The following is a 21,235-nucleotide window of genomic DNA, read 5'->3' as shown; positions in this document are numbered from 1 at the left end:
CCCCCACCGTCACGGAAGCCAACGTGGGCCCCACACACCCCGGTTGTCCCGCATCAGGACGTGAGGTCCGACTCCTCCACGGTTGTCAGTGCTCCGTCCCCCCGTGCCTGCTCCAGCCGCAGCCGGGCCGAACGGCCGTGCAGGGTCAGGGACATGAGCTGGTTGCCGAACCACGGCCCGCCCGTCCTGCGCCAGTCGACGGGTGGCCGCGGGCAGCGCCCGTGCCGGCGGAAGCGGCGGCCGAGCGCACGGGCCAGGGCGCTCCAGCCGAACCGGAAGCCCACCCGTATCGACAGGGGGATGGAGTTGTGGACGGGGGAGCAGGTGAGTTGAAGCACCCGTGCGTCGGGCCCGGTCCCGCCGGTTCGGCTCCCGTCGGGCCCGGTTCCGTCGGGCCAGCGGGGCTCGGCCACGTACGCGTGGTGCACGTCCCCGGAGAGCACGAGCACGCTCGCCGGGGCCTGTGGTCCCGTCCCCGCCTCGGCGATCAGCTCCGTCAGCGCGGCGAAGGAGGCCGGAAAGGCCGCCCAGTGCTCCAGATCCGCCGCCCGCCGCAGCTTCTCCCCGAACCGGGCCCAGCGCGCCCCGCGCTCGCCCCGGCACAGGGCCGCGTCCCACTCCTCGGCGTCGTGCACCAGGTGCGGCAGCAGCCAGGGCAGGGAGGTGCCGATCAGGAGGTGGTCGTAGGAACCGGGGCCGTCGAGGACCTGGTCGCGCAGCCACTGCGCGTCGCCCGGGGCGAGCATCGCCCGCCCGTCCTCGGCCAGGACCCGTGCGGCCCGGGTGTCCACCATCAGCAGCCTCACCCGCCCGAAGTCGCGCCGGTAGCTCCACCGCACGGACGCCGGGTCGGTGTCGGCGCGGCACGCGAAGGCGCGCAGCACGTCGGTGCCGTCGGGGGTCTCGCGCACGGCGGCGTAGAGCGGGTCGGCGGCCAGCTCGCCCGGGGTGAGGTTGCCGAGGTGCTGGTGCACCCAGTACGACATCAGGCCGCTCAGCAGCCGCTCGCGCCACCAGGGCGTGGCCCGCATGTCGGCCAGCCAGGAGGCGGAGGTGTTCCAGTCGTCGATGACGTCGTGGTCGTCGAAGACCATGCAGCTCGGCACGGTGGACAGCAGCCAGCGGACCTCGGGGTCGAGCCAGGACTCGTAGTACAGCCAGGTGTACTCCTCGAAGTCCGCGACCTCGGCGCCCGGCGGATCGGTGAGGCCGCGGCGGGCGGCGATCCGCTCGCGGGTCCCGTCGGAGACCTCGTCGGCGTACACCTGGTCGCCCAGCAGCAGCAGTACGTCGGGCCGTTCGGCCGCCGGATCGGCGGCGAGGCGCGCGGCCAGGCTGTCCAGCGCGTCGGGGCCGACGGGGTCGTGCCCGCCGGCCGGGGGCGCCGCCCAGCGGCAGGACCCGAACGCCACCCGGATGCTGCAACCGTCATCGCCGTCATCGCCGTCATCGCCGTCATCGCCGTCAAAGGCCTCGGCGTCGTAGGCGTCGGCGTCGATGGCGGCGGGAGTGCGGATCTCGGAGGGCGGGAAACGGGAGTCGGGCAGCGGCCACACGCGGGTGCCGTCGAGGAGGACCTCGTACGCCGTCGACGTACCCGCCGTCAGGCCGGTCACCGGGACGAGGGCGTAGTGGTGGCCCGCCACCTGGAAGGTGCGGGCCGTGCCGCCGGCGCCGTCCGCGCACCGAACCTCGGCGGCGCACGGGCGGCTCGCCTCGACCCAGACGGTCGCGGACGAGCCGTCGGCGTATCTCAGCAGTGGTCCCAGCCGCAGTCCGGCCACGTGATCGCCCGCCCCTTTCCCTGGTCGGGCGCGCCCCTTCGGCTCGCCCTCCTCCGTCGCCCCGTACGGTACGGAACGACGGAGGTCCGCGGGGAGGGTCCGGCGGTCACGGATCGATCAGCGGGTTCAGCAGTTGGCGAGGTAGCTCGTCAGCGCGCTCTTCTCGGCGGAGTCCACCGAGAGGTCGTAGTAGTACTTCACCTGGACCCAGGCGCGGACGTAGGTGCAGCGGTACGAGGTGACCGACGGCATCCACTCGGCCGGGTCCTGGTCGCTCTTCGACTGGTTCACGTTGTCCGTGACGGCGATGAGCTGCGGGCGGGTCACGTCGTTGGCGAAGGCCTGGCGCTGGGCGGTGGTCCAGGCGCCGGCCCCGGAGTCCCAGGCCTCGGCGAGCGGGACCAGGTGGTCGATGTCGAGGTCGGATGCGGCGGTCCAGGTGGCCCCGTCGTACGGGGAGTACCAGCTGCCGCTGGTGGCGGTGCAGGCGGAGTTGGTCACGACGTTCGTACCGTCCCGCTTGAGGATGTACTCACGCGTGTTGCACGTGCCGCTGATGGTGATCCAGGTGGGGAACAGGTCGCGGTCGTAGCCGGTGCGGTTCTCGGTCTTCACGGTGAGCGAGGCGAGGTAGGTGCGGGCGGTGGCGGCGCTGACCGGGGTGGGGAGGGCGGCGGAGGCGGTCGGGGAGTTGAACAGCCCGACCGAGGCTATGAGACCGGTGAGGGCGGCGAGTATGCTCAGCCGTCCACGCGCGTAGAACTTCGACATGCGAACTCCCTTGGGGAGGCGGGGGTGTTGGAGCGCGAGCGTTGGAATGCTCGCCGGGTCGCATTGCGGGGAGGTGTGCGTCCGGTTAGAAGTTAGTGACGTGAGCATGACACGACAAGGTTTATGGCAGAACGATCTCGTACACTGGGGAACGCAGAAGGGGAGTAGCTCTTCGCCGGACCGTCGACATACTGCTCAGCTCGTCTGAGCCGGCGCCCGGAGGCGGACCCGTCGTGAGGGGTCGGCCAGCGAGACCTTCGGCAAGCAGTGCACATCCGTGCCGTACGGCACGGATGACGTGTGCTGCCGTGCCGAGGTGTCTCTTTCCTGAGGAGTCAGGACTCTCGGTGGGGCGGCCCCCGACCGATTGAGGAACCTTGATCAGCATCACCGTGACGGCACTCGTCTTCGGCGTCGTCTTCCTGGCCGAGCTGCCCGACAAGACCGCCCTCGCCGGCCTCGTCCTCGGTACCCGCTACCGCGCCTCGTACGTCTTCGCCGGTGTCGCCGCCGCCTTCGCGCTGCATGTCACGCTGGCCGTCGCGGCGGGCAGCGTGCTGACCCTGCTCCCGCAGCAGCTCGTGCACGCGCTGACGGGCGTGCTGTTCCTGGGCGGCGCGGCCATGCTGCTGCTGAAGAAGGACGACGGCGACGAGGAGATCCGGCAGCCGCAGAACCAGTCCTTCTGGAAGGTCGCCGGCGCGGGCTTCATGCTGATCCTCGTCGCCGAGTTCGGCGATCTCACCCAGATCATGACGGCGAACCTCGCCGCCCGCTACGACGACCCGCTCTCCGTCGGCCTCGGCGCGGTGCTGGCGCTCTGGGCGGTGGCCGGACTCGGCATCGTCGGTGGAAAGGCGCTGATGAAGCGGGTGCCGCTGAAGCTGGTCACGCGGATCGCGGCGCTGCTGATGCTGGCGCTGGGGGTGTGGAGCCTGTGGGAGGCGGTCGCCGGCTGAGCCGGGGAGCCGGTCCGGCCGAGCTGAACGCCCGGTGAACGCTGTCCGCAGCTTTCCGTCAGGAGTGGCGGTGGGCGGCGATTGTTTTGTACCGTGAGAAAACAAAGTGGCTCCCGCCCGTTTTCCCTGACCGGCGGGCGGGGCCGCCTTGTTTCTCCGTACCTGGAGCCTTACCTGGAGCTGCTGATGCCGGTCCTGACCGCCCGCGCCCTCCTGCTCGACATGGACGGCACCCTCGTCAACTCCGACGCCGTCGTCGAGCGCGTCTGGCGGCGCTGGGCCGACACGCACGGGCTCGACGGGGACGAGGTCATGCAGGTCGTCCACGGCCGCCAGGGGTACGCCTCGATGGCCGTGCTGCTGCCCAGCCGGCCGATGCACCTGAACATGGCGGACAACGCGCGGATGCTCGCGCAGGAGACCGCCGACCTCGAGGGCGTCGTGCCGGTGCCCGGCGCGCCCGAGTTCCTCGCCTCTCTGCGGGGCGTCCCGCACGCACTGGTCACCTCGGCGGACGCCCCCCTGTCGACCGCCCGGATGGCCGCGGCGGGACTGGAGCTCCCGGACGTCCGCGTCACCGCGGAGTCGGTGGGCGCGAGCAAGCCGGACCCCGAGGGCTTCCTGAAGGGCGCGGCGGAGCTGGGGGTCACCCCGGCGGAGTGCGTGGTGTTCGAGGACTCCGGCGCGGGCATCGCGGCCGGGCGCGCCGCCGGGATGCGGGTCGTGGGGGTGGGCTCGCGGGCGGCGGCGCACGGGCCGGACGTGGTGGTGCCGGATCTGCGGCAGGTGCGGGTGGAGGTCGTGGGGGACGGGGTGCGGATCCACGCGGGGTGAGGACCTTGCGGCGCAGGCCGGCATCATCCAGCCCGTTGGGGGTCCCCTCCGGGGGAGCTTGAGGACGAGGCCCCTTCGAGGCCGAAGCGGGGGCCTGGGGCGGCGGTCCCCAGCCGCACGAGCCCTACGGCTCCTTGGTCTCGGATTCCAGGCGGGCCCGAGTCAGCGCCCCGTACACGCCCAGCCCGTCCGCCGTCGTCCCCCGGGACCACTGGTAGTTGCGCAGGGCGTCCTCGACCTCGCTGTCGAACGTGCCGTCGGCCTCGCCGTTGTAGAAGAACAACTGGCTCAGTCGCAACTGGAGTTCGGTCACCTCGGTACCCGTGTCGCCGCGTCGAAGGACCGTGCCCTCGGAGATCGGCTCGCTGTTGTCGGCCCCGTTGTCGGGCCCCGTGGAAGCGGAGGCGCGGGGGGTCGGCGTGGCCTGTCCGGCCGTGACCGACGGGGAAGGCGAGAGGGAGACGCTCTCCTCCGGCGCGGAGGGCGACGGACTCTCGCTCTCGGACGGGGGCGGGGACGGGGACGGCGAGACGTCGGAGGCCGACGGGGACGCGGAACGGCTCGCCGACGGCGACTTGGAGGCCTCGCCGGCCGAGGGGGCGGGCACGGCCGCCCGCACGTCCTCGGGGGCGGCCGAGTCGCGCGTCGGCTTCTCGTAGGAGAACAGTCCGCTCGCGAACCCGGCCGCCGCCACCACGGCAACGACGGCGGCGGCCGACGCGACCAGCAGCGTGCGGCGACGGCGCGGTCCGTGCGGTTCCTCGTCGTCGGGGTGCACGGTGCCGACGTCCGCCGCCTCGAACAGACTCAGGTCGCTGGTGCTGGGCTCGGAGGCGGGCGGGGTCAGAGGGGTGGGCAGCGCCGCCGTCGCGTCCGGCGCCGGGCCGGCGGGGTCCACGGCGCGCAACGGCATGGTCGCGTCGGCCGGAACCGCCGGCAGCGGCATGGTCAGCTCGCCGTCCGGCCCGTCCCGCCCGTCCGACCCCACCGACGAGGCCTCGGGTCCAGCCCCGGCGCCCGTTGCCGACCTCTGTTCGCCCTCCAGCTCCACGTACGGCCGTATCCGCAGGGGATCGAAGTCCTCCGCCGCGGCCGCCTCCGCCGTGCGCGTGTCGCGCAGGGCCTCGGCGGCGCGCTGGGCACAGGAGCAGGACGGGGTGTTGTCGGGCGCGCGGAGCGCTCCGCACTCCGGGCACGGCAGCCCCTGCTGCCCCGGTCGCCCCTGCCGCCCCATCGGATCGATCACGTGTTCGTCCCTCCCCGTCCAAACTTCAAAGATTATGCAGATCCTCCACACGGCCGGCCGCCCGTGCCCCCCGGAATGTCGGATTCCGCCAGGCCCAAGGGGGCTCAAGGGGGCTCAAGAGGACTCGAGAGGACTCAAGAGGACTCAAGAGGCCATAACGGGTCACACCGATCACGATGGAAAGGGTCACCAGAGCCTCAGGAGGCATCCATGGTCTTGGACGCGCACAGCAGGGCGGCGGATCCGCGTCAGGAACACGTGTCCGGAAACGTCCTCGTCTCGATCGGTGCCCTGCTGCTCGGCATGCTGCTCGCCGCCCTCGACCAGACGATCGTGTCGACCGCCCTGCCCACGATCGTCAGCGACCTGGGTGGTATGGAGCACCTGTCGTGGGTGGTCACGGCCTACCTGCTGGCGTCGACGGCCGCGACCCCGCTGTGGGGCAAACTGGGCGACCAGTACGGGCGCAAGAGGCTGTTCCAGATCGCGATCGTCCTCTTCCTGATCGGTTCGGCCCTGTGCGGAATGGCGCAAAACATGCCGCAGTTGATCGCCTTCCGGGCCGTCCAGGGCCTGGGCGGCGGTGGGTTGATGGTGCTGTCGATGGCGCTCGTCGGCGACCTCGTCCCGCCGCGCGACCGGGGCCGCTACCAGGGCCTGTTCGGCGCGGTGTTCGGCGCCACGAGTGTCCTCGGCCCGCTGCTGGGCGGCCTGTTCACCGAACACCTCAGCTGGCGCTGGGTGTTCTACGTCAACCTCCCGGTGGGCGTCGTCGCGCTCGCCGTCATCGCGACGGTCCTGCACATCCCGCGCAGGACGGCCAAACACGTCATCGACTACCTCGGCACCTTCCTCATCGCCTCCGTCGCCACCTGCCTGGTCCTGGTGGCCTCCCTCGGCGGCACCACCTGGGACTGGGGCTCGCCGCAGATCGTCGGCCTGGCGGTGCTGGGCGTGCTGCTGGCCGTGGCGTTCGTGGCCGTGGAGCGGCGGGCGGCCGAACCCGTCCTGCCCCTCAAGCTGTTCGGCATCCGCACCTTCACCCTCTCCGCCGTGATCAGCTTCATCGTCGGCTTCGCGATGTTCGGCGCGATGACCTACCTGCCGACCTTCCTCCAGGTCGTGCAGGGCGTCTCGCCGACCATGTCCGGCGTCCACATGCTGCCGATGGTGGCGGGCCTGCTCCTGTCGTCCACGGCCTCGGGCCAGATCGTCAGCCGCACCGGCCGCTGGAAGGTGTTCCCGGTCGCGGGCACCGCCGTCACCACCTTCGGCCTGCTCCTCCTGCACCAGCTCGACGAGCACAGCTCCACCGGCGGGATGAGCGCCTCCTTCTTCGTCTTCGGCCTCGGACTGGGTCTGGTCATGCAGGTGCTCGTGCTGATCGTGCAGAACGCGGTCGGGTACGAGGACCTCGGCGTCGCCACCTCCGGCGCGACCTTCTTCCGCTCCATCGGCGCCTCCTTCGGCGTCGCCATCTTCGGCACGGTCTTCGCCGGCCGCCTCGGCGACAAGCTCGCGGCCGCCTTCCGGGGCGTCCCGGCCCCGTCCGGCGTCTCGCCCGGCGCGCTGGAGTCCGACCCGCGCGGCATCGCCGACCTGCCGCCCGACCTGCGCCCGCGCGTCCTGGACGCCTACGCCTCCGCCATCACCGACGTCTTCCTGTACGCCGCCCCCGTCGCGCTTCTCGGCTTCGTCCTGGCGTGGTTCCTCAAGGAGGACCCGCTGCGCGGCTCGGTCACCGCACCCGACGTCACGGAGACCCTGGCCAGCAACCCGGTGGAGCGGTCCTCGTACGACGAGGTGTGCCGGGCGCTGTCCGTCCTCGGCACCCGAGAGGGTCGCCGCGAGATCTACCGGAAGATCACCGCACGGTCCGGTTACGACCTCCTCCCGGCCGCGAGCTGGCTGCTGCTGCGGACCAAGCGGTACGGCAGCGTCGAGCCGAGCGTGCTCGCCGAGCGCAGCGGTGTTCCGCTGCCGGTGATCATGGAGGCGGTCCGTCAGGTCGAGGAGCGCCGGTTCGCCGTGCGCGAGGGACTCGACATGATGCTGACCGGCGAGGGCCGTGAGGTCGCCGAACGGCTCGCCGCGGCCCGCGAGGAGTCGCTGGCCGAGCTGCTCGGGGACTGGTGGGGCCCGGACCGGCCCACCGACCTCGTCCAGCTGGTCAAGGAGCTGAACGACGAGCTGTGCGGCTCGGACCGGGAACAGCCCTACGACGGGCGGGTGGTGCCCGACCACCGGCTCACCTGAGGTCCTGGCTCGCCCGAGGTCCTGGCTCGCCCGAGGTCCCGGCTCACCTGAGGTCCCGGCTCACCTGAGATCCCGGCCGAGCGGCTTGGCGAACCAGTGCTCGGCGTACGGGTCGTCGTTGTACGGCTCGGTCTCCGCGTAGCCCAGCCGGGCGTACAGGGCGCGGGCCTCGACCAGATCGCCGCGGGTGTCCAGGATCATCCGCGTGGCGCCGAGCGCGCGGGCGGCGTCCTCGGCGGCCCGGACGAGGAGCGGCGCGCCGCCCTTCCCGCGCAGCCCCTCCCGCACGAACACCCGCTTCAGCTCGGCGGTCGTCGCGTCCAGCAGCCGCACGCCCGCGCAGCCGCCCGGCTCACCGTCGTACCGAGCGACCACCAACTGCCCGCCGGGCGGGGTGAGTTCGGCCCAGCTGTTGGCGGCGATCTCCCGCTCCAGTTCGTCCGGGTCGGTCCGGCGCCCCTCGTGCAGCAGGTACCAGCGGTCGCTGACCTCCGTGTAGTACTCCCGCCAGAGCGCGGCGGCGACGGGGGAGTCGTGGGGCTCGGGGCTGATGGTCCAGGTCATCCGCTCATTCTGCGGAGACGGTGTGCGGGGCGCGCAACCGGATATGCGTGCTCCCCGGCGAGTCCAGCACCTGTGTCTTCTCCCACCCGATGCGCTGTCGCCGCCGATGCCATGGGGGTGCACCCGCGCGAGGGTATTCGAGCGTGGGGGAGGATGCTCGCGCCCCGGCTCAGGGCCCGCGATGTATCCGTCGAGCGACATGGCCGAACGCTGGACAGCCCTGTGGAGCGGCGACTTCGGCGACCCGAGGGCTTCCTCGCCCCCGACTTCCGCATCCGTTTCGGCAACAGCCCCGAGCGGGCGTCGGGCACCGACGCGCTCCGCGGCCCGGCGGGCATCGTCGACCTCATCGCCCGGCACCGCGCCGAGAGCCCCGGACTCCGGTATGCCGTCGGGGGCGCCCCGCTCGTCGATCCGGCCCTGGGCCGGATCGCCCCCTGCTGGTACGTGACCCGCCCGACGGGAGTCAGAAGAGCGGCATCGACCTGTTCGAGGTCGTGCACGGGCGCATCACCACGGTGTGGTCGGTGACAGGAGCACGCCGCTTCGCCTCCTGACCGCCGTCGGTCGCAACGGGGCCGCCGCGCGCGCCGTTTGGGAGGCGCCGTCCTGGCAACCCGACACGGGAACCGGCCCGTGGGGCCGACACACCGGAAGGCAAGGCATGTCCACAGGAGTGATCATCGCTCTGATCGTGATCGTGGCGGCCGTCGTCGCCGTCGCGGCCGTCCTCGCCGTGCGGGCCCGCGGCTCGCACGGCGGACGCGGCCTCAAGCACCGCTTCGGGCCCGAGTACGACCGGGCCGTCGCCCGGCACGACGGGGACGTCAAGGCCGCCGAGCGCGAGCTCGACACCCTCGTACAGCGGCACGGCGGGCTGCGCGAGCGGCCGCTGGAGCCCGCCGAGCGCGAACGGTTCACGGCCCGCTGGACGGCTGCGCAGGAGCGGTTCGTCGACTCGCCCCGGGAGGCGGTCACCGAGGCGGACCACCTGCTCGCGGAGGTGGCGGGCGCCCGGGGCTTCCCGGACGGCGGCCAGTACGAGGAGCAGCTCGCCGCGCTCTCCGTCCACCACGCGAACCATGTCCACGGCTACCGACGCGTCCACCGCGTCGCACGCGTCCCAGCGACCGGCGAGGGCTCGCGGCAGACGGGCGCGCCGGGTGGCGTGAGCGACGACGGTCGTGCGACCGGCACGGAGGACATGCGGGCCGCCATGGTCGAGGCCCGTGCCCTCTTCGACGACCTGGTCGGCCCGGCCCACCGCGAATCCGGCCGCCACCGCGCCCACCAGGCCGCGTCCCAGGACCGTTCCCGCTCCGGGCACCACCTGCCGTGGGGCTTCCACCGCCACCAGGCGAAGGAGGGCTGAACACCATGCCGGACACGACACCGAACATGTCGTCGAAGACGACACCGAAGACGACACCGAACTCGCCCCCGAACGTGGCACCCGACCCGGGCACGAGCCCGGAGAACCGTCGGGAGACGGACGACCGGACGCGGGCCGTGGCGCCGGGCGGGACCGTGGCGCCGGGCGGGACCGTGGCGCCGGGCGGGGCCGTGGCGCCAGGTGGGGCCGTACCGTCCGGCGAGGTCCTCCTGCCGGACGAGGACGAGAAGGGCCGGACGCCGACGGAGACCGGCGGGCGCTCGACGGCCGCTGGTTCCGGGACCTCCGTCGCTTCCGGAGCCACTGCTGCTCCGACTGCTCCGACGGCCCCCGCTCCCGCTCCCGCCGGCGCCAAGGCCACCGCCCCTGCCCCCGGTGGCCAGGGTGCGTCACTGCTCCCGGACGACGAGTGCGACCGGATCGCCTCCCGGATGCGGCACGCGGTCGTCGGGTTCGTCGACGGTCCCCGGGACGCCGTGGAGGAGGCCGACCAGGTGCTGGAGGAACTCGCCGCCCACCTCACCGACGCCGTGGACCGGCGCCGCCGTACCCTGCGCGGGTCCTGGCAGCGGTCCGCGGAGGGCGGCGGTGGCAAGCAGCGGACGGCGACGGCCGCGACGGCCGTCGACACCGAGCAACTCCGCCTGGCCCTGCGGGACTACCGCGAGCTGACGGAGCGGCTGCTACACCTCTGACTTCCCGGCCTCCCCGGCCTCCCCGACCGAATCCCCGGCCGTCGCCCGGCGCTCCCGCCACTCCTGTACGACCGCTTCGACGTCGTACGGCTTCATGCCCAGCGGGGGGCCGGGCGGCGGCTTGAACATCATGTCGCGGAGCTTGACGTTGACGTCCGTGACGATCTTCCGGACGATGCGTTCCGAGGGCGCCGCATACGCCGCCGCGAGCGCGTCCTCCGCCTCCTTGCGCAGGGCGAGTGTCGGCGGCAGCACGGAGAGTCCCTCGCGGGCCATCTTGCGCTTGATCCACCAGAGTTCGTCGTACGAGGTGTCCGTACCCGGCGGCAACGGCTTCCCCGCGCCCGGTAGTTGGGCGAACTCGCCGCGCCGCTCCGCGTCACGGATCTGCTTGTCGACCCAGGACTCGAACGGGACACCCGGTGGCTTTCGCTCGGTCATGCGTCCATTGTGCCGGACGCGGTGGGCCCGGGCGATTTATCATGCGGCGGCTGTACAAGCACACTTAGGACCCAGGACGCCGACAGGCATGTCAAAGACACCTCAAGGGGAGCGCACGTGCTCGAACTGACCATGGCCACCGTCTCCGGAACGGAAGAGGGCGCCACGGCCGGCATGCTGATGGCCGACTCGCCCAGCGAACCGGGTGCCGTGCTGCGGGTGGGCCGGGACAAGTCCGTGTGCCGCCTGGCGACCCCGGACGACTGGCTGTTCGTCTCCCGCGTGCACCTGGAGTTCCTGTGCGGACCCGAGGGCACCTGGCAGGTGTCCTGGCTGCGCGGCTCGCAGGACGAGCCGTCCTCCGAGGTGCGTCTGGTGATCGGGGAGTACGCGCAGTCGATCGCGTACGGCGGGACCGTGCCGCTGGCGGGCTCCGGCGAGATCATCGTCCTCGACCGCACCGGGCCGCGCAGCGTCAACGTGGGCTTCTACCACGAGGCGTGACGGTCTCAGGGAACGCGTCACGCTTCCCGCCGGGCTACGCCAGGACGCGCGCCAGCGCGAAACCGTCGTAGCCCTTGGCCCCCACCGTCTGGATCGCCGTACCGCTCAGCCTCGGGTGCGAGCCGATCAGTTCGATCGCGGCGCGGGTGCCGAGCACGTCCCCCGCGTCGCTGTCGGAGTCGACGACCCGGCCGCCCCGTACGACGTTGTCGACGACGATCAGACTGCCCGCGCTGGTGAGCTTCAGCGCCCACTCCAGGTAGTGGGCGTTGTTGGCCTTGTCTGCGTCGATGAAGACGAGGTCGAACGGGGGCGGGTTCTCGTCGGCCAGCAGCGGCAGCGACTCCAGGGCCGGCCCGACCCGCACCTCGACCACCTTGTCGAGGCCCGCGCGGGCGATGTTGCGGGTGGCGACCTCCGCGTGCCGGGGGTCGTACTCCAGGGAGATCAGACGGCCGTCGGCGGGGAGGGCGCGGGCCAGCCAGATCGTGCTGTACCCGGCGAGCGTGCCGATCTCCAGGATCGCCCGGGCCCCCTGGATCTCGGCGAACAGTTGGAGCAGCTTGCCCTGGTTCGCCGTGACGTTGATCTGGGGCAACTCGGCGGCCTCGCTGTCGCGCAGCGCCGCCGCCGTCACCTCGTCGTCCGGGGCGAGTTGGTCGGTGAAGTAGGCGTCGACGGCGTCCCAGACCTGCGACTCGCTCATGCGCTCTGCCTCTCGTGTGCCTGTGCCTGACATTTGGGCGGCGTGTCTCGTTAGGAATGCTAACTAGACACGTCAACGGCACCCGCCGCGCACGGGTTCCCCTCCAGCCGTGCCGCACGGTCCCCCGACCGAGGAATTCAGCCGTTCGGCGCACGCGGCGCGAGACGGGGCGCGACGGGGGATGCGCAGGGCGCCGGGGGCGCGGGAGGAGCAGGAGGAGCAGGAGGAGCGGGAGGAGCGGGAGGGGGCTGGTGGGGTGCGGAGGGAGTGGCGGGAGGGGGCTGGTGGGGCGCGGAGGGAGTGGCGGGAGCGGGGCGCGCGAGACGTACGGAGGGCGCGGGGGGTGTCCGGGGCGGCGCGGCCGGCACGGGAGGCACGGGTGACGTGGGTGACACGGCTGACGTGGGAGGCACTGGAGGCCGAGGGGGCGTGGAGCGTACGACCGGCGGCTTCGGGGGCTTCGGCGGCTTCGGGGGTATGGGAGACGCGGGAGGCCTGGCAGACGCGGGAGGCCCGGCAGGCGCGGGCGGCATGGGGAACGCGGTCGGCATCGCCGCCGTGGCCGTAGCCCCCGGCTGGTACGCCGACTGATACCCCGACGCATGTCGAGGCCCCGGCAGGCTCGCTCGCCGGGCCCGCCCCCAGCGCACCCCCAGGACGACCGCGACCGTGTTCAGGACGGCCAGTCCGCCGACGACCGTCAGCAGCCACACCGGGATCCCGGCCACCGCGAGCAACCGGTCCTCGTAGATGACCTGCCGGAACGTGGTGTCGGTCGCGGCCCGGCGCAGCTCATGGTCCCCGGAGATGTCCGAGGGCCGCGGGAACTCCTGGGCGACGGCTGTCAGGAACGGTGTGCCCTTCATGCCCTTCGTCAGCTCGGCCAGCGGCCCCGTCGTCTTGCCGAGTCGCCCCGCGAAGGTGACCCGGGGCCGCTCGCCGCCGATCGAGGAGGCCGGTTCCATGCGGTGGGCGGCGAGGACGTACAGGCCCAGCGACTGCGGTGTGGTCGCCAGCCGGGACAACCGCATCGGGTACACGACGCTGTCGGCGGCGAAGGTGAGGTGCAGCGGTTCGAGCTCGCCGCGCAGCGCGGTGCCGGTGCTCTCCGGGGTCAGCCGGACCGCCACGTACTCCCAGCGCCGGTCGACGTACGGCTGGAGGGCGGTCTCGAGGCGGGAGGGGAGGACGAAGTCGTTGCTGCGCAGCCACTTGTCCAGGTCGGCCGGGTCGGTGGCGGTCAGCCGGGCCACGTCGAACGGGCCGAGCCGCTCGCGCCCCACCACTCCGACGCCCCCGGGCCCCGCCCCGGGCGGCGGCGGGGGCGCCGTGCCGTCGCCGGTGGTCAGCGGCCAGTCGCCGTCCTGCGGCCAGAAGTGGTGGCGGGTGCGGTGCACGGGGGCCGTGGCGCCGTCCAGCTGGTCGAAGAGCTTCGGGTCGCCGAGCCGCACGGTCGCCCGGTGCGGCACCGGCATGATCCACGCGGCCCGCTCGGCGTCCCCGTTCACCGTCAGACGCATGACGATCTGCTCCTGCGCGCCGTCCCAGCGCACGGCGGAGACCTCCCGGCCGACCGCGACCTGCCGCGCGTCGCCCGGGACCAGCGCTCCGCAGCCGCAGGCGTAGGCCGGCGCCACGAGCGAACCGAGCTGGAGCGCCAGCAGCGCCAGGAGAACGGCCGCGACACGCCCACGCAGACGTTTCCGCCGCGCCTGCTGTCCCCGCAGGAAACAGACCATGCCCCGCATCCCCTCCGCCGCTTTCCGTGGTCCCGGCACTCTCCGTACTCTCCACCGTGCATGTGGTGGCAACGACGGTACGGCGGAGGAGCCGCTTCCGTTCGCGCCGTGATCCAAATCCCGCCCCGAACCGGCCCGGGGTTCCGCCCTGTTTCGGCCCCTGATCCGGCCCTGATCCGGCCCCCGATAAGGCCCCCGATCCGGCCCTTGATTCCGGCCATCGTTCCGACCTCGCGGAGGCGACCGCGCACGATGAGCACTATCGTCTTCCGGACAAAAGGAGAGCGGACGTCAGGTGAAGTGGCGGTGGCCTGCGTCCCCCTCCGGGGGAGGCGCACTCCTCGTAAGGTGCGCGTAGGAAACCCGCGCACGCGACGCGTGGGACGACGGGGCGGGAGGCCGACCAGGCGTGGCGGATGCGGAGCACAGCGGGCGGCCGGCGGAGGCCTTCGGGGCGACGGCGGTCGACACGACGAGAGCGCGCCTGCGCGCGGCCCGCCTCGGCCTCTGGCTGGTGGCGGCGGTCCTCGCCTTACGCCAGGTGGCCGTCGTCCTGCGCACCCCGCGCGGAGAGCGGCTGACGGACCTGGAGACCTGGGTCGGACCGAACGGCGTGCTGCACGTCAACGGTTCGCTCTACGACTCCACGCGCTTCACGGGCACCCCGTTCGGCGGGCTCGTCCTCAAGCCCCTCACCCGGGCGGCCGAACAGGCCCTCGGCTGGGGCTGGACCTTCGGCACCCTGCTGCTGGTCGCCGCCCTCGGCCTGGTCGTGGCCCGCGCCCTGCCGCAGCCGATCAGCAGACGGACGTCCCTGCTGGCCGCGCCGGTCGCGATCAGCCTGCTGATGCTGTCGCTGCCGGTGCGCAACACCCTCTGGCTCGGCCAGACCAGCATCATCCCCGTCCTCCTCGTCCTCCTCGGCTGCTTCGCCTTACGGGACTGGCGGGCCGCCGGCGCCCTGATCGGCCTGGCCGCCGCCCTTCAGCCGACCGTCCTGCTCTTCGCCGCCCTGCTCTGGTTCACCGGCCGCCGCCGCGCCGCGGCCGCCACCGGCGCCACATTCGCCGGGGGCACCGCGCTCGCCTGGGCGGCGATGCCGCACGACTCGTACACCTACTGGGTGCACCACATGGCGGGCGTCGGCCTCGGCGGCAAGGCGGACGCCCTGGCCAACCAGTCCCTGCACGGCGCCCTGCTCCGGCTCGGCGTCTCCGGCCCGCCGGAGATCGGCCTGTTCCTGACGCTGGGCGCGGCCGTGGCCCTCCTCGGCATCCACCGGGCGGTCCGCTACGCCCACGACGGCCAGCTGCTGCTGGCGGTGGCCCTGACCGGCTGCGCGGCGATCGCGGTCTCCCCGACGACCTGGCAGCACCAGCTCCTGTGGGTGCTTCTGGCGGTGGTCGGCCGGGTCGGCAAACGGGCATCGGACCGCTATGTCTGGCCAGTGGCGGTGATCCTGGTGACGACCCTCCCGGCGAAGATGATGCTGCCGAACATGGCGGCCCTGTACTTCCTGCGTGACAACGGTGTCCTGCTGGCCGCGATCGCCGCGGCGACGCTCGTCCCCTTCCTCCCGCGCAAGTCCCCCTACTACCGGGCCCCGATCCCGACGGAGTACGCGGAACCGATCCCCACGCGCTGGAAGCACGTCCCGCTGCTCCCGTTCATGAAGCGCGTCCTGACCCGCCCGAACCTGCTGCTGGAGCTCCTGCTCATCCGCGTGACGTACGCGGCGTACCAGCAGGTCCGGCTGGCGGCGACGGGCGGCACGAACTCCGGCGGACGGGCCCGGGCGGAGACCCACGGCCAGCAGGTCCTCGACCTCGAACGCTTCCTGCACATCGACATCGAGCACTGGGCCAACCACGCGGTGGTCAAGGTCGACTGGCTACGGAACTTCTTCGACTTCTATTACGAATCCTTCCACTTCGTGGTCCCGCTGACCGTCCTGGCGTTGCTGTACTGGCGCCGCCCGGTCGACTACCGCTGGGCCCGCGCGTCCCTTGGCTTCGCGACCCTGCTGGCCCTGGTCGGCTTCTGGCTCTACCCGCTGGCCCCGCCGCGCCTGATGCCGAACCTGGGCGTCATCGACACCGTCCACGGCGTCCAGGACTTCTCCAAGCCGGACTACGGCACGCTGACGGCGTTGACGAACCAGTACGCGGCGATGCCATCCCTGCACTTCGGCTGGTCCCTGTGGTGCGGCCTGGTCATCGCGATCGTCGCCCCGAAGTGGTGGATGAAGGCCCTGGGCCTGCTCCACCCCTTCTTCACGGTCTCGGCGATCGTGGCCACCGGCAACCACTGGGTGCTGGACGCGGCCGGCGGCGCGGCGGTCGTGGTCGGGGGCTTCGGCCTGTCGTACCTGTTCATGGGGCCGCGGGCGCGGTTCGCGACGGCGACGGCGAGAACGACGGCGGCCGAGCCGGCACAGGAGAAGGACCCGAAAAAGGAAAAGGACCCGGCGCCGAGCTGATCACTCAGGTCGGCCTGTCCGCGGCAAGCCGCTCCTGCAGCCGCACATGCCGGAACTGGTAGACGGGGCCAGTCGCCCGCAGCAGGTTGCGGCGGCGGGCGTCCTCCAGGAAGTGCATCAGGCGTACGGGGGTGCCCTCCTCGTGGTGGAGCTGCACGGCGGCGAGGGCGGTGGCGACGGCGAGGTTGCCGGCGAGGCCCGAGGTGGCGCCGGTCCACAGGACGGCGGAGAGGGCGAAGACCGCGCCGGTGAGCGGGGTCTGGTTCCAGGCCAGCATCGGGCCGCCGTACAGCGCGAGCGCGCAGCCGGTCAGCAGTCCCAGGAAGAGCCGCAGCCCGATGTGATGCCGCCATACGTCACGGGGCCCCACCGACCGGCTGTCGACGACGGAGGGGCTGGTGTCGCTCTCACGCTTCCTGCCGTACGCGCGCCCCGCCCCGACGGAGAGGAAGGGGGCGTACGCGACGATCTCGTATCCGCGGCCCGCGACCATCACTCCGCTGTAGCCGAGGGGCAGTGTGACCAGGTACCAGAACCAGAGCGGGGGATGGTCGAAGCCGGGCAGCAGGGACACCAGCCAGAAGAGCGCGGTGCCGATGGACAGCCACTGCACGAGTCCCGCCGTGACCGTCTCGCGGGTGAAGATGTCCCGCCACCCGGCGCTCGCCAACGGCTGCGGAACGCTGAGCTTCGCGAGGCGGAGGGCGACTCCCCACCCGGCCCCGATCATCGAGAGGGGACCGAGCACGGTGATCACGAGCGATGGTTCGAGCCGCAGGGCCAGCAGGGTGCTGGGCAATCCGCACACCACTGTGGAGACGATCCACACGGCGATCATCCGGGGCCGCTGCCCCGTCCAGCCTGGTATGTGCCACCACCGCAGGTCCCGGGAGCCGTCCCGGGCCAGGCGCCGGGCGATGTGGCGCAGGGTGCGCTCGGCGGTCTCGGGGGAGTAGCGGGGGCGGGGGTGTCCGGGGCGCGGGGTGTAGGCGGCGACGACGGCGTGGTCGAGGAGGTGGTTCTCGACGGCGGCCGGGCTGGGGAAGCGGACGGAGTCGAGCAGTTCGTCGACCGGGCCGTCGTCGGGGTAGACGTCGCGGAGGAGGGCGATGGCGAGGGGGCTGGCGAGGGCGGTGGCGAGGGGGTGGGCGGGGTCGCCGGTTCTCAGACGTTCGGTGACGGTCTGCCAGGCGGCCGAGGGGGCGGCGGGCAACCGGTTCGACAGGTACCCGGCGGCGTCGGCGGGCCGCACCGGTTGGATCTCCAGCGCGAGAGCGCCGCCCAGCCGCGCCTTCTTCGCGGTGAGCACGGCTTCCCTGGCCCGCGAGACGAGCACCAGCCGGAAGGGCGCCGTCTCCAGCGCGCTGACCATGGCCCCGCGCAGTCTGCCGGTGACCTCGTCGAGACCGTCGAGGAACAGGGAGATACGGCCCTGTTCGAGCAACTGCCGGGCACGGGCACCCCCGCCCCGCCCGTGGAAGAGGGTGTACTCACGTGTGAGCCGGTCCGCGGCCCAGTCGGTGGCGGTGTCGTGGGCGGGATCCCACCCGTCGAGGGAGAGCAGGACGGGCACCGGCACACGGGCCCGGTCGGCGGGCGCCGTCTGCGCTGCCCGGTGCGCGAGGGCATCGAGGAGCAGGAGCACGGCGGTGGCGGTCTTGCCGGCGGCCGGGGGCCCCACGAGCAGCAGCCGCCCGGAGGCCAACCCGCCGTAGACGGCGTGCAGTTCGGGAAGCCCGCCGCCATCGCGGAGCCGGGCGCGGGTGGCAGGGGGGACACCCGGCAACGGACCGAACCGCGCCCGAGCAGCCCCCTCCGCGGTCGCCCCGACGACCCGCCCGGCGACCTTCCGCTCACTCACCCGCCACCGCACGGGCAAGGGCGCGGGCTCCAACAACTGCCGCAGCCCGGCCTCTTCCTGCCACTGCGCGCCGATCACGCGAGCGAGTTCGTCGGCGGTGGCGTCGAGGGGGGAGGGAGGCGGGGTGAGTGCGGTGTGGTGATGGGTGTGCTGGATGTTCTGGGTGTTGTGGTCGCCGGCCTGGAAGGCGGTGGGTCCGTGAAAGGTGTTGCCGAAGACCTCGGCCCCGTCGGAGCTCGGGTCTGCCATCTCCCGGTCTGTCATCTCCCGGATCCGAAGTGGTTCTCCTGCCGATTGTGATCGCCGGTCTGGACGGCGGTCGGCCCGTGAAAGGTGTTACCGGAGACGGCGCCACGGGAGGACCTGTCCTCGTTCCCGAACTCCTCGATCAACTCGGCAAGTCGACTGACGAGCCGCTCCCGGTCCGCGTCACCAAGGACTTCGAGCAACGAGGCGAACTCCCCCTGCCACAGCACCGCATGCACCGCCCGCAGTCGCTCCCGTTCACCCTCGTCGGCGGCGTCCAGCACGACGGCGGTCCGATCGAGCCGCGCGAGCGCTTCCCTCTCTGCGTCGGCATCGCCCCGCCCGACGAGCCGAGCACACCGCGCCCGGAACCAGGCCCAACTGTCCGACCCGGCCGCCTGGACGACGGCCATCCCCCCACCGGCCGCAGCCGCGGTCAACGCCTCGCTGAGCATTCCGGTCCCCTCCCCGTGGCCCCCTGTGATGCCCTGTACCGCTGCCCTGCGCCGATGCCCTGCGCCGCGTGGGGCAAAAGGTATGGTACAGACGGGAGTTGGTACAGGGTTGAGATCGGATCACGGGCGGGAAGGCTGCCGTGGGCCGCGAGCGGCGAAAACCGTTCATCACTCATCGCCGCGGCCTGCCTGACCGCAGCTGTCGTGACGACGGTCGCTCGCTACCGGTCGCCTGAACGGACGGGCGACCCACGCGACCTCGCAGCCACCGCTCGGCCGGACGTTCCACCCACTGATAGGCCAGCGCCGCGACGCTGAGGCTGACGGCCAGCACCCCCGCCCAGAACACGAGCGTCTCGCCGCTGCCGGGACCGGGCTTGCCCCACTTGAAGACGGCCGCGCGGATCACAACCTCATGGATGAGGTACCAGGCGAACGACCAGTGCCCCAGCCTGATCATCCACGCCCCGCCCAGCCCCGTGCGCCTACCGTCCAGATCGGCACGGGCGGCGGCACAGATCAGGGCCGCGAAGAGGGGTGCGGAGAGCAACTGCGAGGCGGAGTAGGGGCTGTACCAGAGGGCGTCCGGCACCGCGTTCGACCAGGGGATCAGGACGAGGTGCCAGGCGACGACGAGCCCGATGGCCACCGGCAACGACACGGGAGGCCGCCAGCCGCGCTTGAGCGCCAGCCCGGCGACCACACCGAGCACGAACTGCAGGAGCCGGGTCAGCGGCAGGTAGTCGAGTGCCCAGGTGCGGTCGGTGGGCGACAGCCCGGACAGCGCGGGCCACAGCAGGAGGGCAGCACAGGTGACCGCGGCGGCCGTCCAGCCCCAGACCCTGGCCCGCCGCCCCGCGAGCACCGTCAGCAGCACAGGGAAGGTCAGATAGAAGAAGGCCTCGTCACTGAGCGACCAGGCCGCCGGGTTGCCCCCGGTGAAGATGACCGGCTGCGGGAACCACGCATGGACGAGCAGCAACGTCGCGACTACGGCCTTGAGCGACACGGACCGGTCCATGAGTGCCCACACGGCGACGGACCCCGCGACGCTGACGGCAAGCAACGGCCAGATACGAGCGAACCGCCGCCAGAGGAACACCCGGGCGGGAACACCGGCGCCGTCGTAGGTCCAGGCGAGGACGACGCCCGACAGCACGAAGAAGAACGTGACCCCACTACGCCCGTACCAGACGACGTCACTGACCCCCGGCACGGTCCCCACCTGCCGCGACAGGTGATACAGGACGACAAGCAGAGCCGCCCAGAACCGCAGCCCGGTCAGCGAGGGCAGCCGGTCGCGGCCGGGGGCGGGTGTGGAGGTCAATGCTGGTCCTTCGTCGTCGCTCTCGGGCAGTGCCTGAATCGAAAGGGAGAGCGTACGGGTCACACGGAAGCACCGCGTGCCCCGCCCCGCCCCACTGCGTTGACGTCGGGGTCAGTTGTAGGGGAAGGCGAGCTTGTCACCGAATCTCCCCGTGCCGATGGGACGTTCCCATGGCATTCGACTGATGCGGCTGGTCGTGTCCCGGGACATGGCGAAGCCGGGGTACGTCTACATCGACGACCGCGGGCGGGCTTCGCTACTGGCCGCCGCGCACCCAGAGATCGCACAGGAGCTGTTGTGGGAAGCCCTGGCCTCGTCGCGGGGAGAAACCCTGCTCAACTGCATCACCACCCCGAACGAGTGGGCGATCGATGTCGGTCTGGCTGCCTGTCTCGACGTTGGGCAAGAGGGCTATATCGCTGTCGGTGGGATGCCTGTCCCGGCGCCTTACCTCGCCAGTGGGCATTTCCTCTGACTGCCACCGGCACTATCCGCGGTGACCTTCTCGCACTCGAACCACACCGTCTTCCCGCCCCCGGGTGCCGGTGACACGCCCCACTTGTCGACCATCGTGTCCAGGAGGAACAGGCCTCTGCCGCTCTCCGATTCCGGCTGCAACTCTGCCGGGGTCGGGAGGAGTTGGCCGTAGGCGTCCGTCACCTCGACCCTGACGCCCGTCGGCTGCCTCAACAGCAGCAGGGTGCAGCGGTGGTCCGGGACGTGGCGGACCACGTTGGCGATCAGCTCTGTTACCGCCAGCTCGACCGTGTCCGTCAGGGGCTCCAAGCCCCAGTCCGTCAGGAATCTGCGGGCGATTCGGCGGATGTGGCGGGCCGAGTGGGTGCCGGCTGTGAGGGTCATGCGGTACTGGGTGGGGGCGGGGGAGGCGTAGGTGGAGGGGAAGTTTCCGTTCACGGTACGAGGGTGACCTGGCGGAACTACTCTGGGCTACAGGGTGAATACAACGCGTTCTGT

At 72.1% G+C, this 21,235-nt stretch carries 20 protein-coding genes; 9 read left to right on the top strand and 11 right to left on the bottom strand.

What is annotated here, in order from left to right; translation table 11 throughout:
* Nucleotides 1–53 precede the first annotated feature (53 nt).
* Nucleotides 54–1,784, bottom strand: a complete 1,731-nt coding sequence (locus OG289_RS16110) for an alkaline phosphatase D family protein (protein ID WP_327314711.1) — start codon at nucleotides 1,782–1,784, stop codon at nucleotides 54–56.
* A gap of 126 nt (nucleotides 1,785–1,910) precedes the next feature.
* The gene (locus OG289_RS16105) at nucleotides 1,911–2,555 is read right to left on the bottom strand and encodes an HNH endonuclease family protein (protein ID WP_327314710.1); all 645 of its coding nucleotides are present in this window, start codon (nucleotides 2,553–2,555) and stop codon (nucleotides 1,911–1,913) included.
* 377 nt (nucleotides 2,556–2,932) lie between these two features.
* On the opposite strand from OG289_RS16105, the gene OG289_RS16100 reads away from it, so the two are divergent.
* Together OG289_RS16100 and OG289_RS16095 are read left to right on the top strand one after the other, a co-directional pair.
* On the top strand, nucleotides 2,933–3,514 hold the full coding sequence (locus OG289_RS16100; protein ID WP_327314709.1) for a TMEM165/GDT1 family protein: 582 nt from the start codon (nucleotides 2,933–2,935) through the stop codon (nucleotides 3,512–3,514).
* A gap of 186 nt (nucleotides 3,515–3,700) precedes the next feature.
* Nucleotides 3,701–4,348: an HAD-IA family hydrolase gene (locus OG289_RS16095; RefSeq protein WP_327314708.1), complete on the top strand. Its 648-nt coding sequence runs from the start codon at nucleotides 3,701–3,703 to the stop codon at nucleotides 4,346–4,348.
* Between the two features lie 124 nt (nucleotides 4,349–4,472).
* Here the strand turns inward: OG289_RS16095 and OG289_RS16090 are convergent, their stop codons facing one another.
* Complete coding sequence (locus tag OG289_RS16090; RefSeq protein WP_327314707.1) at nucleotides 4,473–5,594, bottom strand: peptidoglycan-binding domain-containing protein; 1,122 nt, start codon at nucleotides 5,592–5,594, stop codon at nucleotides 4,473–4,475.
* Nucleotides 5,595–5,804: 210 nt separating this feature from the next.
* Here OG289_RS16090 and OG289_RS16085 point away from each other — a divergent pair, with 210 nt between their 5' ends.
* Nucleotides 5,805–7,850, top strand: coding sequence for an MDR family MFS transporter (locus OG289_RS16085; protein WP_327314706.1), 2,046 nt, complete (start codon nucleotides 5,805–5,807; stop codon nucleotides 7,848–7,850).
* Nucleotides 7,851–7,910: 60 nt separating this feature from the next.
* On the opposite strand, the gene OG289_RS16080 is transcribed toward OG289_RS16085, so the two are convergent.
* The gene (locus OG289_RS16080) at nucleotides 7,911–8,414 is read right to left on the bottom strand and encodes a GNAT family N-acetyltransferase (protein ID WP_327314705.1); all 504 of its coding nucleotides are present in this window, start codon (nucleotides 8,412–8,414) and stop codon (nucleotides 7,911–7,913) included.
* Between the two features lie 222 nt (nucleotides 8,415–8,636).
* Here OG289_RS16080 and OG289_RS16075 point away from each other — a divergent pair, with 222 nt between their 5' ends.
* From OG289_RS16075 to OG289_RS16065, 3 genes are all read left to right on the top strand, one after another.
* Complete coding sequence (locus OG289_RS16075; protein ID WP_327314704.1) at nucleotides 8,637–8,945, top strand: hypothetical protein; 309 nt, start codon at nucleotides 8,637–8,639, stop codon at nucleotides 8,943–8,945.
* Between the two features lie 133 nt (nucleotides 8,946–9,078).
* On the top strand, nucleotides 9,079–9,786 hold the full coding sequence (locus OG289_RS16070) for a hypothetical protein (protein WP_327314703.1): 708 nt from the start codon (nucleotides 9,079–9,081) through the stop codon (nucleotides 9,784–9,786).
* A 5-nt stretch (nucleotides 9,787–9,791) separates the two neighbouring features.
* Nucleotides 9,792–10,502: a hypothetical protein gene (locus OG289_RS16065; protein WP_327314702.1), complete on the top strand. Its 711-nt coding sequence runs from the start codon at nucleotides 9,792–9,794 to the stop codon at nucleotides 10,500–10,502.
* On the opposite strand, the gene OG289_RS16060 is transcribed toward OG289_RS16065, so the two are convergent.
* Nucleotides 10,491–10,943 (bottom strand): J-domain-containing protein, encoded by a 453-nt coding sequence (locus tag OG289_RS16060; protein ID WP_327314701.1) that lies wholly within the window; start codon nucleotides 10,941–10,943, stop codon nucleotides 10,491–10,493. The genes OG289_RS16065 and OG289_RS16060 overlap by 12 nt on opposite strands.
* Nucleotides 10,944–11,060: 117 nt before the next feature.
* Between OG289_RS16060 and OG289_RS16055 the strand changes: the two genes are divergently transcribed.
* On the top strand, nucleotides 11,061–11,447 hold the full coding sequence (locus OG289_RS16055; protein WP_327314700.1) for a hypothetical protein: 387 nt from the start codon (nucleotides 11,061–11,063) through the stop codon (nucleotides 11,445–11,447).
* Between the two features lie 34 nt (nucleotides 11,448–11,481).
* Here OG289_RS16055 and OG289_RS16050 read toward each other — a convergent pair whose 3' ends face one another.
* Both OG289_RS16050 and OG289_RS16045 read right to left on the bottom strand, forming a co-directional pair.
* Entirely contained in the window at nucleotides 11,482–12,153 is a 672-nt protein-coding gene (locus tag OG289_RS16050) for an O-methyltransferase (protein WP_327314699.1), read from the bottom strand.
* A 137-nt stretch (nucleotides 12,154–12,290) separates the two neighbouring features.
* The gene (locus OG289_RS16045) at nucleotides 12,291–13,892 is read right to left on the bottom strand and encodes a DUF2330 domain-containing protein (RefSeq protein ID WP_327314698.1); all 1,602 of its coding nucleotides are present in this window, start codon (nucleotides 13,890–13,892) and stop codon (nucleotides 12,291–12,293) included.
* Between the two features lie 409 nt (nucleotides 13,893–14,301).
* Here OG289_RS16045 and OG289_RS16040 point away from each other — a divergent pair, with 409 nt between their 5' ends.
* Entirely contained in the window at nucleotides 14,302–16,371 is a 2,070-nt protein-coding gene (locus tag OG289_RS16040; protein ID WP_327314697.1) for a bifunctional glycosyltransferase 87/phosphatase PAP2 family protein, read from the top strand.
* 4 nt (nucleotides 16,372–16,375) lie between these two features.
* On the opposite strand, the gene OG289_RS16035 is transcribed toward OG289_RS16040, so the two are convergent.
* The 3 genes from OG289_RS16035 to OG289_RS16025 all read right to left on the bottom strand — a co-directional run bounded on the left by OG289_RS16035 (nucleotide 16,376) and on the right by OG289_RS16025 (nucleotide 20,260).
* Nucleotides 16,376–18,481 carry a hypothetical protein gene (locus OG289_RS16035; protein ID WP_327314696.1) on the bottom strand — a complete coding sequence of 702 codons (2,106 nt, stop codon included), beginning with the start codon at nucleotides 18,479–18,481 and terminating at the stop codon, nucleotides 16,376–16,378.
* 11 nt (nucleotides 18,482–18,492) lie between these two features.
* On the bottom strand, nucleotides 18,493–18,933 hold the full coding sequence (locus OG289_RS16030) for a hypothetical protein (RefSeq protein WP_327314695.1): 441 nt from the start codon (nucleotides 18,931–18,933) through the stop codon (nucleotides 18,493–18,495).
* Nucleotides 18,934–19,105: 172 nt separating this feature from the next.
* Nucleotides 19,106–20,260 carry an acyltransferase family protein gene (locus OG289_RS16025; RefSeq protein ID WP_327314694.1) on the bottom strand — a complete coding sequence of 385 codons (1,155 nt, stop codon included), beginning with the start codon at nucleotides 20,258–20,260 and terminating at the stop codon, nucleotides 19,106–19,108.
* Nucleotides 20,261–20,444: 184 nt separating this feature from the next.
* On the opposite strand from OG289_RS16025, the gene OG289_RS16020 reads away from it, so the two are divergent.
* Nucleotides 20,445–20,735 (top strand): hypothetical protein, encoded by a 291-nt coding sequence (locus OG289_RS16020; protein WP_327314693.1) that lies wholly within the window; start codon nucleotides 20,445–20,447, stop codon nucleotides 20,733–20,735.
* Here the strand turns inward: OG289_RS16020 and OG289_RS16015 are convergent.
* A complete protein-coding gene (locus OG289_RS16015; protein ID WP_442818905.1) occupies nucleotides 20,708–21,175 on the bottom strand; it encodes an ATP-binding protein in 468 nt (155 codons plus the stop codon). The two genes, OG289_RS16020 and OG289_RS16015, sit on opposite strands and share 28 nt — an antisense overlap.
* Nucleotides 21,176–21,235: the final 60 nt, after the last annotated feature.

This window comes from Streptomyces sp. NBC_01235, from assembly GCF_035989285.1.
Lineage (GTDB): Bacteria > Actinomycetota > Actinomycetes > Streptomycetales > Streptomycetaceae > Streptomyces.
Note: the sequence above shows the minus strand (reverse complement) of the source record. Positions and strands in the feature narration are given on the sequence as shown.